The following is a 16,104-nucleotide window of genomic DNA, read 5'->3' on the forward strand; positions in this document are numbered from 1 at the left end:
AAACGGGTCTTTAAAAACTCATTTACTGGCTTTATCCATGTTAAATATCTAAAACTATAAAATAATATTTTAGTATAAGACGATAATCTCTATAATTGCTAAAATAATACATACAATAAATGCAATTAAGAAATATTTAAAACTTGGCTTTTGCTTATTTTGCAAATTCGTAAAAACTTGTATGCCTGAATAGACAGCTATTAAAACAGTAATTGCAAATATAATCCACATCGTAGACATGTGTATGCCTCCTTATCTAATCTCTATACTTATATTTTAATACACTTTTGCAACAATACCAAAATGTATTTTAGCTTAATTTTGAAAAATGAATTACATTCAAACTAAAAACAATTTATAATTCTACTATTTTAAACAGCAAATCATCACAATAGTTCATCATATAAATCATCGTGAAAATACGTTATAATAATATTGTAACGATAAATGATTAGGGGTGTCAGTATATGAGCGGACTTAGAAGTGTCACGTTAGGTACAAGTGACCTATCTAAAACTAAAGATTTATTTGAAAATATATTAGGTTTTAATTCATCTGAAAAAGGTGAACATGCTTTAAGATTTGGTGATGCTAATTTAAGCCCAGGTACGCGCATACATTTTGTGGAAGTACCTAATAACAATTATCAAAACTTACATATCGATAGCGTTGGTTTAAGAACACCATCCGATTCTGGTCTAGATGAATATCAATCTATTTTCACAAATCATCAAATATCTTATAGCTCAATTACTGAACTCAATGGTAATAAGCATTTTAACTTCAAGGATCATAATCAACAATTATTTGATATCTATTCAAACGAACATAATACAGGCGTTCCATTAGGCATGCCATCATTTGAAAGTACTGTCAATCCGCTACATCAAATTCAAGGTTTAGGCCCTGTGATTCTTAAGGTAAATGAATTGCCAATCACAGCATCTATCCTTACAAATGTATTTGGATTAAATATATTTGCAGAATATCATCCCTCTGAAGAATCAACACAAGCTATCCAAGTATTTAAAATTGGAGAAGGTGGCCTTGGTGGTGAACTGCATCTATATGAAGCAGAGACAGAAATCAATAATGAAGATGTAGGTATGGTTGAACAAATAGAATTTTCCACTCAAAATAAGTCGGAATTTGAAAACGCTAAGCAAACATTAGATGATATAGGTATACCATATCAAACATTAGAACAAGATGATTCTGATTCACTGCGAATAACTGAAAACAGTGGTATTTCATTCATTTATACACTAGAAAAATAAAATTATTAAAATAATCATAGAGGTAGGGAAATAAAATGTTACACGAAACATGGAAAGAACGTACACCAATTAAAAAAGTAGAAGTGACAAATACAGATGCGAAGAAGTTCACTGTATCTGATATGCTTACTGTTGGTGAACAATATGATGTCATTAATGAAACTGAAGAATATTATCAAATCATCGATAATTCAGGTTTAGTTGGTGGCTATTACAAAACATACTTTAAAGAAGTTTAAAATCGTTTCAATCAGTTTAGACTGTCAAACAAGTATATAAAGACAATAGTCAACAAGACTAAGACAATTGGAAATCCAAACCCACATGTCTTAGTCTTTTTCATATAGATAAAAAAGGAGCATATGATTTATGGTACAAGCACAATATAAAAATGCTGACGTTTCAGTTTTTAATGATGCGAAAGCATTATTTGATTTAAATAAGAATATTTTATTAAAAGGACCAACAGGTTCTGGGAAAACTAAACTCGCAGAAACATTAAGTGAAGTTGTAAATACACCAATGTATCAAGTTAACTGTTCAGTTGATTTAGATGCAGAAAGTCTATTAGGATTTAAAACAATCAAAACGAATGAACAAGGGCATCAAGAAATCGTTTTTATTGATGGACCTGTTATTAAAGCCATGAAAGAAGGACATATCTTATATATTGATGAAATCAATATGGCTAAGCCGGAAACATTACCTATCTTAAATGGTGTGTTAGATTACCGTCGACGTATAACTAATCCCTTTACAGGTGAAGTTATTCAAGCAAAGCCTGGCTTTAACGTGATTGCCGCTATCAATGAAGGCTATGTAGGTACGCTACCTATGAACGAGGCACTTAAAAACCGATTTGTTGTGATACAAGTGGATTATATCGATGGAGATATTTTAAGTCACGTTATTAAAGAACAAAGTCGTTTACAAGATGATGCAACTATCCAAAAAATCATTAAATTCAACGAAGATTTACGTACAATGACCAAACAAGGTCAAATTTCTGAAGAAGCAGCAAGTATACGTGCACTGATTGATTTAAGTGACTTAGCAACTGTAATGCCTATCGAACGTGCGATTAAACGTACAATTATAGATAAACTTGAGGATGAACGAGAACAACAAGCCATCATAAATGCAATTGAACTTAACTTTTAGAGAGGGATAAATCATGAGCGACCGTTTCATTAAATTTAACGACGAACAGTTAGATGCTAAACAAGTGATGATGTTACAAGACTTAGCTCGTTTACTTTTAAAAAACGAGCAAACACAAGTTAAAATTCAAAAATTCCCTTTTTACAATCCATTTAGTAATACTCTTATTACAAGTTGGTTTTGGTCCCACCGTCCAAAAGAAGTTGAAGCTGCTGGCCTCAAAACAGATGTTATGTTAGCGGCCTATGGTTATCGAATGATGGATGTAGGTATCGTTAATGAGGTGTTACACAATAACGAGTTTAAACATCCTAAATTTTTCCAACAACTATTTAAATTATTAGAAGATATACGTATATTTAATGAAATTAAAATACAACGTCCAAGCACTACAAAGTATATAGATTTACGTTTAAATACCAGACTTACATTTACTGAATCACAAATTAATGTTTATAAAACGAAAACACTATACACAGATTTATTATTTTTATATTTAGAACATGCTTTTATTAATCAAAACTTCTATGATGTTCCATCCATACATCCAAAATTTGATGACGTCTTAGTCAATATGTATCAATATTTGCCTAACTTCTTTCAAAATCAAAATTCTGAAGACAATATGTTTTTAGCTGAACGTATATTATATCAAGTAGATGATTTATTAAAAGAAGATATGTTAAATGAATATTATTATATCCCCAAAAATCTATATAAAGACATTCAACAAGACCTGTTTGAAGACTTAAAGCGAACAGATGCTGCTAATACAGATGGTAAAGATCAGTCACAAGAGGAAAATGATGCTGTGACAGCCGAAGCAGAAACCAAAGCTGCTGATAGTTCTTCTGAAGGTGGCGCTTATCTCGAAATGGAACTACATGAGGGTGAAAACAGTGAAGTAATGGCTGACAATGATACAGCTAGAGAAGGGGACTCATCTGATGACATGACCGATATGATGACTAAAAAAGGTAAGGGGTCTCAAAACACGCTTGATCGCGAAGAAGGAGGCTTTATTGGTCAAAATAGTGCTTTCGCATTAGATGGCATTAATCAAAATGTTGATATTAAATGGAAAGTCCCTGACATTTTACCTGAATACATCCAGGCTTATGAAGATGTTAAAAATGATGTGCAATTTGAAATTAAAGATTTAATCCAAATTATTAAAAAGACAATCGAACGTGAACATCAAGATGAAAGACATAATCTAACTAAAGGCAGATTACAGAAAAATTTAATTAATTGGTTTATAGATGATCAATATAAATTGTTCTATAAAAAACAAGATTTAAGCCAATCATTTGATGCAACATTCACATTATTAATCGATGCTTCAGCTAGTATGCATGATAAAATGGACGAAACGATTAAAGGTGTCGTACTCTTCCACGAGACGTTAAAAGAATTAAACGTAAAACATGAAATATTGGCCTTTAACGAAGATGCCTTTGATTCAGATGATACGAAGCAACCTAATATTATAGATGAAATCATTCATTACGACTATTCAACATTGAAGAAAGATGGCCCTCGAATAATGGCCCTCGAACCACAAGACGATAACCGTGATGGGGTTGCCATTCGAATCGCGAGCGATAGATTAATTCGTCGCAGTCATCATCAACGATTTCTCATTGTCTTTTCTGATGGAGAGCCTTCTGCATATAATTATAGTCAAGATGGCATCATAGATACGTACGAAGCTGTTGAAAATGCGCGTAAATTTGGTATTGAAGTCTTCAATGTATTCTTGAGTCAGGATCCAATTACTGAAGATATAGAGCAGACGATTCATAATATTTATGGTCAATATTCAATATTTGTTGAAGGTGTTGAACATTTACCAAGTTTACTATCACCATTATTGAAAAAACTATTGCTTAAATCTTTTTAAAAATATGTCTATTTGATAAATTTAAATTAACTAAGTTTTTAAATTTTCTGAAATTATATAGACTTATGAATTATATCTATGCTAGAATGTTTAATGTTGCATATTTAAGGACAAAGGAGCAGCATTATGAACAAGAATACATGGATTGTAGGGTTCACACTTTTTGCTATGTTCTTTGGTGCAGGTAATTTAATCTTCCCAACGAACTTAGGTTTAGATAGTGGACACTTTTTCTGGCCTGCGATTCTCGCATTTGCACTAACTGGTATTGGACTGCCATTACTTGGTGTTGTCGTTGGTGCACTTGATAAACAAGGTTATATTGGTGCATTTAATAAAATATCACCAGTTTTTTCGATAATATTTTTAATAGTGATTTATTTAACTATTGGACCTTTATTTGCTATACCTCGTACAGCATCAACATCATTTGAAATGACTGTCACACCGATAGCGCATACCAATGGCAATCTGGCTTTATTTATATTTACACTTATATACTTTATTATCGTATTATATTTATGCATTAACCCAAATAAAATGGTCGATCGTATCGGCTCCTTACTTACGCCACTATTACTGATCACTATTTTAGCAATGATTGTTAAAGGGTTTATTGATTTTAGTGACCATTCATCAAGTCATGGTAATACAGAACTTTTCAACAGTAATATAGGTAGTTTTTCTCAAGGATTTACACAAGGTTACTTAACAATGGATGCGATTGCTGCGATTGCATTTTCAATGATTGTAGTGAATGCGATTAAAGCAACAGGTGTCAATCATGCTGATAAGATATTTAAGCAAACCTTAATGGCAGGTTTAATCGCAGCTGTCGCATTAATCTTTATCTATATTTCGTTAGGATTTATCGGAAATCATATTGATATTTCTGATGCAAAGTTAAAATCACTTGCTGCTAAAGACCAAAACGTAGGTACATTTTTATTAACGACAATGGCATCTACTGGTTTCGGAACTTTCGGTAAGTATTTATTAGGTATTATAGTAGCTTTAGCTTGTCTAACAACAGCATGTGGTTTAATAGTTGCTGTAAGTGAGTATTTCCATAGAATCATACCTAAAATTTCATATAAAGCATTTGTAATTTTCTTTACTATTATTAGTTTTATCATTGCAAATCAAGGTCTGAATGCTGTCATTACAATGTCGCAACCTGTGCTTAGCGTCATCTATCCTGTGGCAATCACAGTAGTGTTACTCATCTTGATAGCTAGATTCATTCCAACAAAACCTATTACACAGCAAATCACTGTTATTGTAGTTGCAATTGTATCTATCTTGAGTGTGATTCATACACAAGGATGGTTAAAATTGAGCTTTATGGACCATCTATGGCTTAAAGATTATTCATTAGAATGGTTCCCAATTGCTGTAATGACTACTATTATTGCATATATTATTAGTATTTTTATCAAACAACAACCTATCGTTTATCAAAAAGAATAGATATTAAAAAAGCTTCCCTAAAATTAAATAGGGAAGCTTTTTAAGGTTCTTTTCGCATTGATAATAAATGTTGTTTCAAATCATTTTCAAGACCTGACAATTCTTTTTCTGCAGCTTGTCGTTTTTGACGACCTTCATGTTGAATTTGTAATGTTTGTTCAATAGTATCAATAATATCACTTTGTGTTTGTTTCAATGTTTCAATATCGACAACACCGCGTTCGTTCTCAGTTGCCGTTTCAATCGCATTTTGTTTCAACATCGATGCGTTTTGAGTTAATAAATCATTCGTTGTATCAGTGACTGCACGTTGCGCTGAAACTGCATTCCGTTGACGCATCAATGTCAGTGCAATAGCCATTTGATTTTTCCATAATGGAATACTTGTTAGTATTGAGCTCTGAATTTTTTCAGCTAATGCCTGATTTACATTTTGAATCATTCGTATTTGTGGTGCAGTTTGAATGGCAATTTGTCTTGAAAGTTGTAAATCATAGATTCTTTTTTCTAAGCGATCCACAAATTGCTCCATATCTGCGACTGCTTGAATATCCATCTGATTGCCTGATGTTTCAGCTTTCTTTTGTAACTCTGGAATAGTATGTTGTTGAATATCTAGCTTTTTTCGTTGTGCTGCTGCAATATAAAGCGTCACATCATCAAAATATCGCTTATTTTGATCATACAAGCCATCTAATAAATCTATATCCTTCGTTAAGTTACCTTTATGCTTTTCCAATTGAATGGTGATTCGATCAATCTGTGAACTCACTGATTGCATTCTAGAGAAAATCTCATTAATTGAAGATTTCGTTCTTCTAAAAAGACGTTTTAGTCTAGATTGTTTACTAGGGTCTAAGTCATTAGGGTTCACAGATTTTAATTTACTCATCAATTGGTTTAATGAATCACCAACAGGACCCATATCTTTTGACTGTACATCGTCCAACATTTGATGTGAAAACTGCGACATATTTTGTTGTAAGTTTGTACCAAAAGATAATAGACCATCGTGATCAAGTGGCTTAATTTGTTCACTAATCTCATTAATCCTTTTTTGATCAGCTTCAGTAAATTGATGTTCAAAATCTTCTACAATCGTATTAGGTTGCTCAGATTGATGATTGATATATTGATCAAGAGGGTGTGATGGGGTACGTTCTTGTTCATTTGCCATGTCCATTTACGCTCCTTATCTTTATAATTTTTTTCGACGCTGTTGTTCTATTTTATTTAATTCCATTTCAACATCTAATCGTTCATAATCGTCTTCATTCAGTTGTTTTAAATCCGCTACTAATGTTCGTTTTACTTCATCTAATGTAATTCTTGTTTGTTCTAATTTCTGCTTTTCTTCGGGAGACTTTCTAGGCATTTTAGTTAATCTCGTATATGAATCTACTAAATTCAAGGCATTATCAATATGCGAATAAAAGAATCCTTCTACTTTAAAAAACATACCTGGACGTTGTCTCACACTCATATAAATCGAGCGAGAGATTCTATAGATATCGTTGACCTGTCTGAAATCTTTAATAGAACGAATATTGATAAATGATTTTAAAATCAAACGTATTTTGGATTGTGCTTGGTTTAATTGACTTCTAACATATCTATATTCTCTTCTAGTTAAACCTATTTCATTTAGATATTTACGCGAAGTCAAACGTTGAGTAGGGAAGTACGATAAGACAAATCCACCCAAACCAATGACCCCGTCAACGATAAATGACAGATCAAATCCAAAGATACTAACCATCCAAGCAATTATCGCTACCGGTATACCTACCATCGCCCCCAAAACTCTTGAAATATTATATCTCAACTGCCATCTTCCTTTTTTTGTATTTATTTAAATTGTTTTGAATTCAGTTAATGTTTCGTCTATATCTAAATCTTCTACTTGATAGTTAGTTACATGTGAGGCAGGAGAAGCACCTGCAATAACGCTATTGATAAATGCTTCTAAATTTTCTTTTTCTCCTTGAGCATATATATCAACATAGTCTTCAACATTTTGCACTGTACCTACAACGTGATGTTGATTGCCTAATCTTTGAGTGTAAAATCTAAAACCGACACCTTGTACTGTGCCAAATACTTGTATATGTTTACGTTCCATTATTATCACCTCATATCACTATTATAAGGATAAAGACGTAAAAAAACTAATAATTGCTATATCGTCTATCAGTCAAAAGTATGAGTCTTCTAACTTGATTTTGATATACAACCAGTTAAAATTATCAGTATAGAATTTTAAGAAGAAGGGAATACATATGTGGACGGTTGCAAAAATTAGAGCTGACTATGAAGGTTGGTGGTTGTTTGAAGATTGGCCAGAAAAGATTGTGAAACAATCTGAGTTTTCTACATATGAAGACATGTTAGATGCTTACTGTAAATTAATCAAAGATTGCAACGATTATTACGATAACTGTGTGATGGGAAAATATAACATGTACGCATTTTACAATAATTGTGATTTGAATTTTTGTGAAGATTGTGATGAGGATTTGCAAATATTTTATAGTTTTATTGTTTTAAAAAATAATGAAGTTTATTATAATCTTCCAAAAATAGTTTAAATGATAATTTCCTATAATTGTATTGCAATTTTGCATTATATAAATTATAATATCAAGTAAGCAATAGTTTTATTCCATATTGCAAAAAATATTTGCTATTATCGTTATGAGTAATTAGGTCATGTATTTTTTGTAATATGCGAATAACGCATATTGAATGAATTTTAGTCTTGGAGGTTTCAGATTATGAAACAAGGTACAGTTAAATGGTTTAACGCTGAAAAAGGATTCGGCTTCATCGAAGTTGAAGGAGAAAACGACGTATTCGTACATTTCTCAGCAATTAACCAAGATGGTTACAAATCATTAGAAGAAGGTCAATCAGTTGAATTTGAAGTAGTTGAAGGCGACCGCGGACCACAAGCTGCGAACGTTGTAAAACTATAATAAATAGATTGTAATTAATTGACTTTATTAACTAACACCTTACCAAGATGTAAGGTGTTTTTTTGTTGTTCATTCAATATGCTTTGTGAATATAAGGGATACTTATTTGATCGTCATAAAAAACGTTACTTTCACTTTCTGGTGTTAAGTAACGTTTTTTATGTTTAACTTCTCGAAAATCATTTAGCCATCATATCTCTCAATATCTAGAAAAAGGCTATAGCAACTAGTTTCAACAAACTAATTGTTATAGCCTTATGAAATGCCGATTAAAGTTAACTATAATTATTTAGTATCATTAATAATGAGTTGTCTTAATGATTGACGTTTAATCACTTCACGTGCTTTTCCATCTTTAATAAAGAATACTGATGGTTTTTGCATTTGATTATAATTAGATGCCATAGAATAATGATATGCACCTGTTGATAATATCGCTAAATAGTCGCCACGTTGTACAGAACTTGGTAATTTTGCATTCTTAATGATAATATCACCAGATTCACATAATTTACCCGCAATAGTTACTGTATCATCCGCTTCTTCGTGTCGATTTACTAATAAAGCTTGATACTTAGCATCATATAGTGCTGTTCTAATATGATCACTCATACCACCATCGATAGATACGTATTTATTAATTTCCGGTATCTCTTTAATCGTACCTACTTCGTACAATGTGATTCCAGCTTCGCCAACAATAGAACGACCTGGTTCAATACCTATTTCAGGTGTTTCCATATTTAACTGATTCGCTTCATTTTTGATTGCATCAGTGATTTCAGCAATGCCGCTTTCAATAGGGAAGCTAACATCTCCCTCAACATATTTAATGCCAAAGCCACCACCAAGATTAAGTAAATCAACTTGAATTTGTTGATCATTTAACCAATTCATAACTATTTTTGCAGTTTCAATAAATGCTTCTGTACCTTCAATTTGAGATCCAATATGAATATGTACACCTTTTAAGTTAAGATGTTTAGCTTGTTTGATTTTATCAACTGCTTCATTGGCTAAGCCATAACGTATCGACAATCCAAATTTACTATCCTCTTGTCCAGTTTGGATAAATTCATGTGTATGTGCTTCTACACCTGGATTAACTCTTAATACTACTTGTACCGTTTCACTAGCATATCGATCGATTAAATCGATTTCTTCTAAAGAATCTATGACAAAATATCCGATATGATTGTCTAAGGCATATCTAATTTCATGCTTCGTTTTATTGTTACCATGGAAGTGTATACGACTTGGGTCAAAGCCAGCTTCTAATGCAGTATACAATTCTCCTTCAGATACAACATCGAGTTGTAAGTCTTCTTCTTGGACTAATTTAACCATTTGTATACATGTAAATGCTTTAGAGGCATATGAAATATTATATTTTAATCCACTTTGTTGAAATGCTTTATGATAACGACGCATTTGATTTCGAATTTGTTCTTCATCATAAACAATGGTTGGGGTACCAAAGCTTTGTGCAACTGTTTTAAGACTTGTACCTCCCATTGTTAATTCGCCGTATTCGTTATATTCTACTGTCATCTTTATCTATACTCCTTTATAAGAGAATCGTGATTCATAGCGCTCAGTTGTTCTGAATTTGCTCCCACACCCTTAAAGGTATATTCATCAATGCGCATACTTTCATTATATAATACAACTTGATCTTGTGCATGTACGTGTTCATCAACTTCTACAAACATATGGCTCATCATTAATGCTCGAATAGGGTAGCGCTTGCCATTAATTAGTGCTTCATGTTGCGCTCTTGTTCTTAATATACCGTCACCATAACCAACATCTACTACAGCAAGCTTAGTATTATCGTGTTGTGTTTCAAAAGCCCAACTATAGCCACAATAGTCACCATTTTGAACTTCTCTAATTTGAATGACGTTAGCCTTTACAGTCAATGCTTGTTGGATGGTTGATTCATCCAAATCACTATAGGGTCGTGAACCATATAAAGCGATACCCACTCTAGCATGTGTATGGTGGGGAAGAACGACTTGTCCTTCTCGATAATAACTTGCACTATTTTGAGAATGTATATAGTCGAATTGATACCCTTCATTTAATAATGTATGTAAAACATTCAACCATGCTGAACGTTCTTCATCATATTCAGGCACACCAAATTCATCAGCATAACCAAAATGTGTCCATAAGCCAGAAATAATCATGCGTTCAGAATTTTTATTCTGTTGATGATCTTGTAACACCTGTTGAATCTCTTCCAATGTTTTAAAACCAGAACGATGTAGTAAATTTTCAAACTCTAAGTGTACATGAATATCTCGTAAATCTGCTTTATGCTCATAATAATAATTTAAAGAAGGTAAGGTCATATGAATATGATAATCACGAACCGTATCAAAATCATATACCGCATTCATTAGAAATACAGTTGCGTCTGGTGCTAATTCACGCACTCGAACTGCTTCTTTAAGTGACGTCGTACTAAATGTATTGATACCTGCACGTAAAAATTGTTTAACCGCAAATTCTAAACCATAGTGGTAGGCGTTATTTTTAACAACAGCCATAATGGGTTGTTGATTTTTCACTTTCTTAGCATTGCTATAAAATGCTTCTGTATCGACTGACCAAATTGCTGTCAATGCTTACACCTCTTTATAATTTAATAATAATTGTTCATAATAATTAGCTACATCTATTAATACCTTTTCATCAAAATTCAGATGAGACGTATGTAATCCTGTCACATAACCTTTTTCTTTATTTCGAGTGCCAACGAATACAAAATAAGCAGGTGCTAATAATTGACCATAAAAACTAAAGTCTTCGCCGAATAAGAAAGGTGTAGGTTTGTCGATGACTTCTAGATTAGCATTGTTAAGTGCTTGTTCAACAGGTTCACGTAATTTCGGACTATTCATTGTAGGTGGATAGCCTTCCTCAAATTTCACTTCACATGTCACATTAAATAACAAAGAGACACTTTCAGCAATTTTTTGCATTTGATTTTTTACAATAGTTAAATCATCGACGTCATATGTACGGATTGTTCCTTCTAAATAGCCATTACTTGGTACTGTATTGATAGCTTCACCAGCTTCAAAATGACCCATATGTACAATATTTCGTTTTAATCCATTCAAATGAAATTGTTGTATTTGTCCCACTTGTGTTAAGACATGTTGTAATGCTTCTCCACATGAATGACCTTGTTCTTTATCAGCAACATGACTAGATAGTCCTGTTAAATAGAATCGGTACTCTGTCGCACTTGCAGTAATTTCTTCGTCTCTAATGACAACTGTGCCTTCGTCAGAAAAAGGATTAACGTGAATTCCAAATACAGCTTCAATAGGGTAATTTTCAAAAGCTTTGGCTTTTATAAGACGATGCGCGCCACCACCTGTTTCTTCTGCAGGTTGAAATATAAATACAATATTGTGAGGAAGCGTACCTTTATCTGCCATTGCTTTACATCGTTTTACAAATAGCATCAATGCCGTCGTATGACCATCATGACCACATGCATGCATCACGTTATCATTTTGACTACGAAAATCTACATCATTTTCTTCAAAAATAGGTAATGCATCTATATCTGCTCTATAAGCGATAGTATGCTGACTATTACCTTCAAGATATGCAATTGCACCTGTTTCCAATGGACGTTCAAATGGAACATCTAATTCTGTTAAGAAATCCGTGATGTACTGTGTAGTTTCATATTCATGTAAACTTAATTCAGGATGTTGATGTAAATGTCGACGGTGTGTTGTTACAAATTCTAATTCATTCATCATTATCATTCCTTTCATTGTAATAATCCCAAAATATACTTTTAAGTATCATGATAATAAAAAGTCGAAACAATGAGGAGGGGCGATGTAATCATTTGAACGTTAGAGCGTTAAGCATACTCACGTTCAAGTTCAAAACATAGGCCACTCCTTTGTTTCAACTGACTTGTAATTATTATAAATTAATCATTTAATTTGCGTAATGCTGATACAATTTCACGTTTAGAATCTTCTACTTCATATGTTTGTTTGATCACTTTAGCAGGTGTTCCAGCAACAACTGCGCCTGCAGGTACATCTTGTGTCACAATAGCGCCAGCTGCCACAATTGCACCTTCGCCAACTCGAACACCTTCTAAAATAACTGCATTGGCGCCAATTAACACATTATCTTCAATGACAACAGGTGACGCACTAGGTGGCTCGATGACACCAGCTAATACTGATCCAGCACCAACATGTACATTTTTACCAGTCGTAGCACGACCGCCTAAAGTCGCATTCATATCTACCATCGTTCCTTCGCCAACAACTGCGCCAATATTAATTGTTGCACCCATCATTACAACTGCGCCATCTTCGATGATAGCTTGTTCACGAATGAAAGCACCTGGTTCGATACGTGCATTCGTATTTGTTAAATCTTTTAAAGGAATTGCTGAGTTGCGTCGGTCCATTTCAATTTCTACATCTTCAAATTTATTTTGATATGTCTCATAAAATGGTTTCCAGTCATCTGCTTCACAAAAGATAACTTTAGAATGTTCTGATCCAAACACTTTGAATGATTCAGGGAAGTTGACCCCATCAAATGTACCATTGACATAAACTTTTAAAGGTGTTGATTTTTTTGCATCACTAATATATTGAATAATTTCTTGTGCTGATAAATGTTGTACCATAATTTTGCTCCTTTAGTTATATTTTATAAATTATCAAACGTATAAAAACCGTTTTCCTTGTTGATTAACTTTTCAGCTGCACCAATTGCACCATTCGCGAAGATATCTTTAGATTGTGCTTTATGTGAAATCGTAATTGTTTCATCTGTGCCAGCAAATAATACATCATGTTCACCAACAATCGTACCACCACGAACGGTATGAATACCAATTTCATCAGGTGAACGCTTCTCAGTTTTATCATGACGATCATAAACTGGCGTTGTTTTATCACGTAAACCTTCTATAACATCATATAACTTCACTAATGTACCACTAGGTGCATCCACTTTCTTATTATGATGTGCTTCTGTCAGTTCAATATCAAAATCTTGTAGTAGGGGAACTGCCGCTTCTAAAATCTTAGTAAGCGCATGTACACCATAACTCATATTCGCACTGAAAAATACTGGCATCTTTTTACCTAATGATTCTAATTTTTGAGTGATTTTCTCTTTTTCACCAGTAGTCGCAACGACTAATGGCAATTCAAATGATTCATCTAATAGGGGTAATAATAAATTAGGATTAGAAAAATCAATTGCTACATCTGCTTCTTTAGCATCGGCTATATGATGATATTGTTGGTAGGGTGTTGACTCACTATGAGTCGGTTCAATAACACCGACAATTTCATGGCCTTTTTCTTCAGCTAATCTTGCAACACGCTGGTTCATAGCGCCATAGCCAATTAATAAGATTTTCATTATTTTTCACCTGCTTTAAATGTTTCGTAAGCTTGCTCTAATGTTTGACGATCATTTTCCTCAAGTGGTACAAGAGGTAAACGTAATTCATAGCTTCCAAATCCTTCATAAGCAGTTAATGTTTTAATTGGAATAGGATTAACATCAACTGATAACGCGTCTAATAAACGGCCAATCGGTTCAAATGCTTTTGCCATTGTGTCCCCATCTTGTTTAGCATCATATAAGTGTTGAAATTCTTTTGGAATGACGTTAGCAATTACTGAAATCACGCCATTGCCACCACGTTTATAAAAATCAACAACATTATCGTCATTACCACTATAAATGGCAAATTCATCTTGATTTACACGTTTTTTAACCTCTTCAAAATAATCAAAATCATTTGTCGCATCTTTAAGCGCTACAATGTATTTATTTTGACTTAACGTTTCAACTGTTTCTGGTTCAATCGTCATATTCGTACGTGAAGGTACATTATATAAGACCACAGGTAATTCAACTGCATTCGCAATTGTTTCGAAGTGTTGAACTAAACCACGTTGATTTGTTTTATTGTAATAAGGTGTGATAAGCATCACTGCATCTGCACCAAGTTGACGTGCGCGTACAGACGCTTGAATAGATTTTTCAGTATTGTTTGTACCTGTACCTGCAATCACAGGTACCTGTTTGTTAACTAAATTAACAACTGTTTCTAAAACATGTTCTTTCTCTTCATCGTTTAGCGTAGGGCTTTCAGCTGTAGTTCCATTTACAATAATCGCTTGTGCATTATTTTCTAATAAGAATGTAACGTGTCGTCTTAATGCATCATAATCTACTTCATTATTTACAAATGGCGTTGTTAATGCTACGCCTACACCTTCAAACATGTGTGTCATATTAAAGAACTCCTTTCAATTTTAAAACTTGTTCTAAAACTTGAACGGCATTCAATGCTGCACCTTTAAGTAGGTTATCTGATGTACACCATACGTGGAATGTATTATCTAAAGTGTCATCACGGCGAATACGACCAACAAACACATCGTCTTTACCTGTTGAGTGAATTGCTAAAGGATATTCATTTTTAGCTGGATTATCAACAAGAACAACACGATCATCCTTATCAAATAATTCTTGAATTGCCTCAACAGTCGTATCTTGATTTAAAGTAACATCCATTTCAACACTATGACTATCTTGAACTGGTACACGTACACAAGTTGCAGTCACTTTTAAATCTTTATCATTTAAAATTTTACGCGTTTCATCTATCATTTTTTGTTCTTCTTTTGTATAACCATTTTCAAGGAATACATCAATATGTGGTAATACGTTATTATAAATTGGATGAGGGTAGGCTTCAGGTGCTTTACCATTTGCACCTTCAGATAAATCTCTCTTACCCTTAACACCAGATCCTGAAACCGCTTGATATGTCGTATAAGCTACTCTTGATAAACCAAAAGCATCTTGTAATACTTTTAATGGTACGACAGACTGAATTGTAGAACAATTTGGATTAGCAATGATTCCTCTTGTAAAGTGTGGTTCGTTTACTTCAGGTACAACTAAATCAACATCTTCAGTCATACGCCATTGACTAGAATTATCAATGACAATAGCGCCCGCTTGTTCAAATAGTGGGGCGAAATGTTCACTTGTACCGCCACCAGCACTCATAAGTACATAATCAAAGTGTTCACTTGCTGCTTCATCTGTTAGTTCTTGTACTGTATATGTTTTCCCTTTAAATTCGATCTTTTGACCAGCTGAACGAGCTGAAGAAAATAGAACCAATTCATTGAAAGGGATTTCTTTACGGTCTAAAGTTTCTAACATTTTTGTTCCAACTAATCCTGTTGCACCAACTACTGCTAATTTTGTCATGTCTAAGTCA

The 16,104-nt window shown here is 33.3% G+C and carries 18 protein-coding genes; 7 read left to right on the top strand and 11 right to left on the bottom strand.

Annotated elements, in window-relative coordinates; genetic code table 11:
• Positions 1–69: 69 nt before the first annotated feature.
• Positions 70–240: a hypothetical protein gene (locus tag ACZ267_RS03445; RefSeq protein WP_002466835.1), complete on the bottom strand. Its 171-nt coding sequence runs from the start codon at positions 238–240 to the stop codon at positions 70–72.
• 227 nt (positions 241–467) lie between these two features.
• On the opposite strand from ACZ267_RS03445, the gene ACZ267_RS03450 reads away from it, so the two are divergent.
• From ACZ267_RS03450 to brnQ3, 5 genes are all read left to right on the top strand, one after another.
• Positions 468–1,277, top strand: a complete 810-nt coding sequence (locus ACZ267_RS03450) for a VOC family protein (RefSeq protein WP_002466843.1) — start codon at positions 468–470, stop codon at positions 1,275–1,277.
• Between the two features lie 35 nt (positions 1,278–1,312).
• Positions 1,313–1,516, top strand: coding sequence for a DUF6501 family protein (locus tag ACZ267_RS03455; RefSeq protein WP_002466853.1), 204 nt, complete (start codon positions 1,313–1,315; stop codon positions 1,514–1,516).
• A 130-nt stretch (positions 1,517–1,646) separates the two neighbouring features.
• On the top strand, positions 1,647–2,438 hold the full coding sequence (locus ACZ267_RS03460; protein WP_002466844.1) for an ATP-binding protein: 792 nt from the start codon (positions 1,647–1,649) through the stop codon (positions 2,436–2,438).
• 13 nt (positions 2,439–2,451) lie between these two features.
• Complete coding sequence (locus ACZ267_RS03465; RefSeq protein WP_002466850.1) at positions 2,452–4,341, top strand: vWA domain-containing protein; 1,890 nt, start codon at positions 2,452–2,454, stop codon at positions 4,339–4,341.
• A 126-nt stretch (positions 4,342–4,467) separates the two neighbouring features.
• Entirely contained in the window at positions 4,468–5,811 is a 1,344-nt protein-coding gene (brnQ3, locus tag ACZ267_RS03470) for a branched-chain amino acid-like transporter carrier protein BrnQ3 (protein WP_015365006.1), read from the top strand.
• 40 nt (positions 5,812–5,851) lie between these two features.
• On the opposite strand, the gene ACZ267_RS03475 is transcribed toward brnQ3, so the two are convergent.
• From ACZ267_RS03475 to ACZ267_RS03485, 3 genes are read right to left on the bottom strand one after another with little or no spacing between them, the layout of a single operon-like run.
• Positions 5,852–6,994 (bottom strand): toxic anion resistance protein, encoded by a 1,143-nt coding sequence (locus ACZ267_RS03475; protein WP_002466832.1) that lies wholly within the window; start codon positions 6,992–6,994, stop codon positions 5,852–5,854.
• 15 nt (positions 6,995–7,009) lie between these two features.
• Complete coding sequence (locus tag ACZ267_RS03480; RefSeq protein WP_015365008.1) at positions 7,010–7,636, bottom strand: 5-bromo-4-chloroindolyl phosphate hydrolysis family protein; 627 nt, start codon at positions 7,634–7,636, stop codon at positions 7,010–7,012.
• A 27-nt stretch (positions 7,637–7,663) separates the two neighbouring features.
• Positions 7,664–7,933 carry an acylphosphatase gene (locus ACZ267_RS03485; protein ID WP_002466833.1) on the bottom strand — a complete coding sequence of 90 codons (270 nt, stop codon included), beginning with the start codon at positions 7,931–7,933 and terminating at the stop codon, positions 7,664–7,666.
• 157 nt (positions 7,934–8,090) lie between these two features.
• Here ACZ267_RS03485 and msaA point away from each other — a divergent pair, with 157 nt between their 5' ends.
• Positions 8,091–8,399 carry a regulatory protein MsaA gene (gene msaA / locus ACZ267_RS03490; protein ID WP_002466858.1) on the top strand — a complete coding sequence of 103 codons (309 nt, stop codon included), beginning with the start codon at positions 8,091–8,093 and terminating at the stop codon, positions 8,397–8,399.
• 186 nt (positions 8,400–8,585) lie between these two features.
• Positions 8,586–8,786: a cold shock protein CspA gene (gene cspA / locus ACZ267_RS03495; protein WP_002433901.1), complete on the top strand. Its 201-nt coding sequence runs from the start codon at positions 8,586–8,588 to the stop codon at positions 8,784–8,786.
• 285 nt (positions 8,787–9,071) lie between these two features.
• Here the strand turns inward: cspA and lysA are convergent, their stop codons facing one another.
• The 7 genes from lysA to ACZ267_RS03530 form a co-directional block, all read right to left on the bottom strand.
• Complete coding sequence (lysA, locus tag ACZ267_RS03500) at positions 9,072–10,337, bottom strand: diaminopimelate decarboxylase (RefSeq protein ID WP_015365009.1); 1,266 nt, start codon at positions 10,335–10,337, stop codon at positions 9,072–9,074.
• Between the two features lie 2 nt (positions 10,338–10,339).
• A complete protein-coding gene (locus ACZ267_RS03505) occupies positions 10,340–11,416 on the bottom strand; it encodes an alanine racemase (protein WP_002466840.1) in 1,077 nt (358 codons plus the stop codon).
• Positions 11,417–11,419: 3 nt separating this feature from the next.
• Positions 11,420–12,571, bottom strand: a complete 1,152-nt coding sequence (locus tag ACZ267_RS03510; protein WP_019235903.1) for an amidohydrolase — start codon at positions 12,569–12,571, stop codon at positions 11,420–11,422.
• Between the two features lie 182 nt (positions 12,572–12,753).
• Entirely contained in the window at positions 12,754–13,473 is a 720-nt protein-coding gene (gene dapD, locus ACZ267_RS03515) for a 2,3,4,5-tetrahydropyridine-2,6-dicarboxylate N-acetyltransferase (RefSeq protein ID WP_002466841.1), read from the bottom strand.
• A 23-nt stretch (positions 13,474–13,496) separates the two neighbouring features.
• Entirely contained in the window at positions 13,497–14,219 is a 723-nt protein-coding gene (dapB, locus tag ACZ267_RS03520; RefSeq protein ID WP_019235902.1) for a 4-hydroxy-tetrahydrodipicolinate reductase, read from the bottom strand.
• On the bottom strand, positions 14,219–15,103 hold the full coding sequence (gene dapA, locus ACZ267_RS03525) for a 4-hydroxy-tetrahydrodipicolinate synthase (RefSeq protein WP_002466856.1): 885 nt from the start codon (positions 15,101–15,103) through the stop codon (positions 14,219–14,221). The genes dapB and dapA overlap by 1 nt, the downstream gene beginning before the upstream one ends.
• Before the next feature lies 1 nt (position 15,104).
• Positions 15,105–16,094 (bottom strand): aspartate-semialdehyde dehydrogenase, encoded by a 990-nt coding sequence (locus ACZ267_RS03530; protein WP_002466842.1) that lies wholly within the window; start codon positions 16,092–16,094, stop codon positions 15,105–15,107.
• Positions 16,095–16,104: the final 10 nt, after the last annotated feature.

The sequence above is a fragment of the Staphylococcus sp. AC872 genome (genome assembly GCF_979255425.1).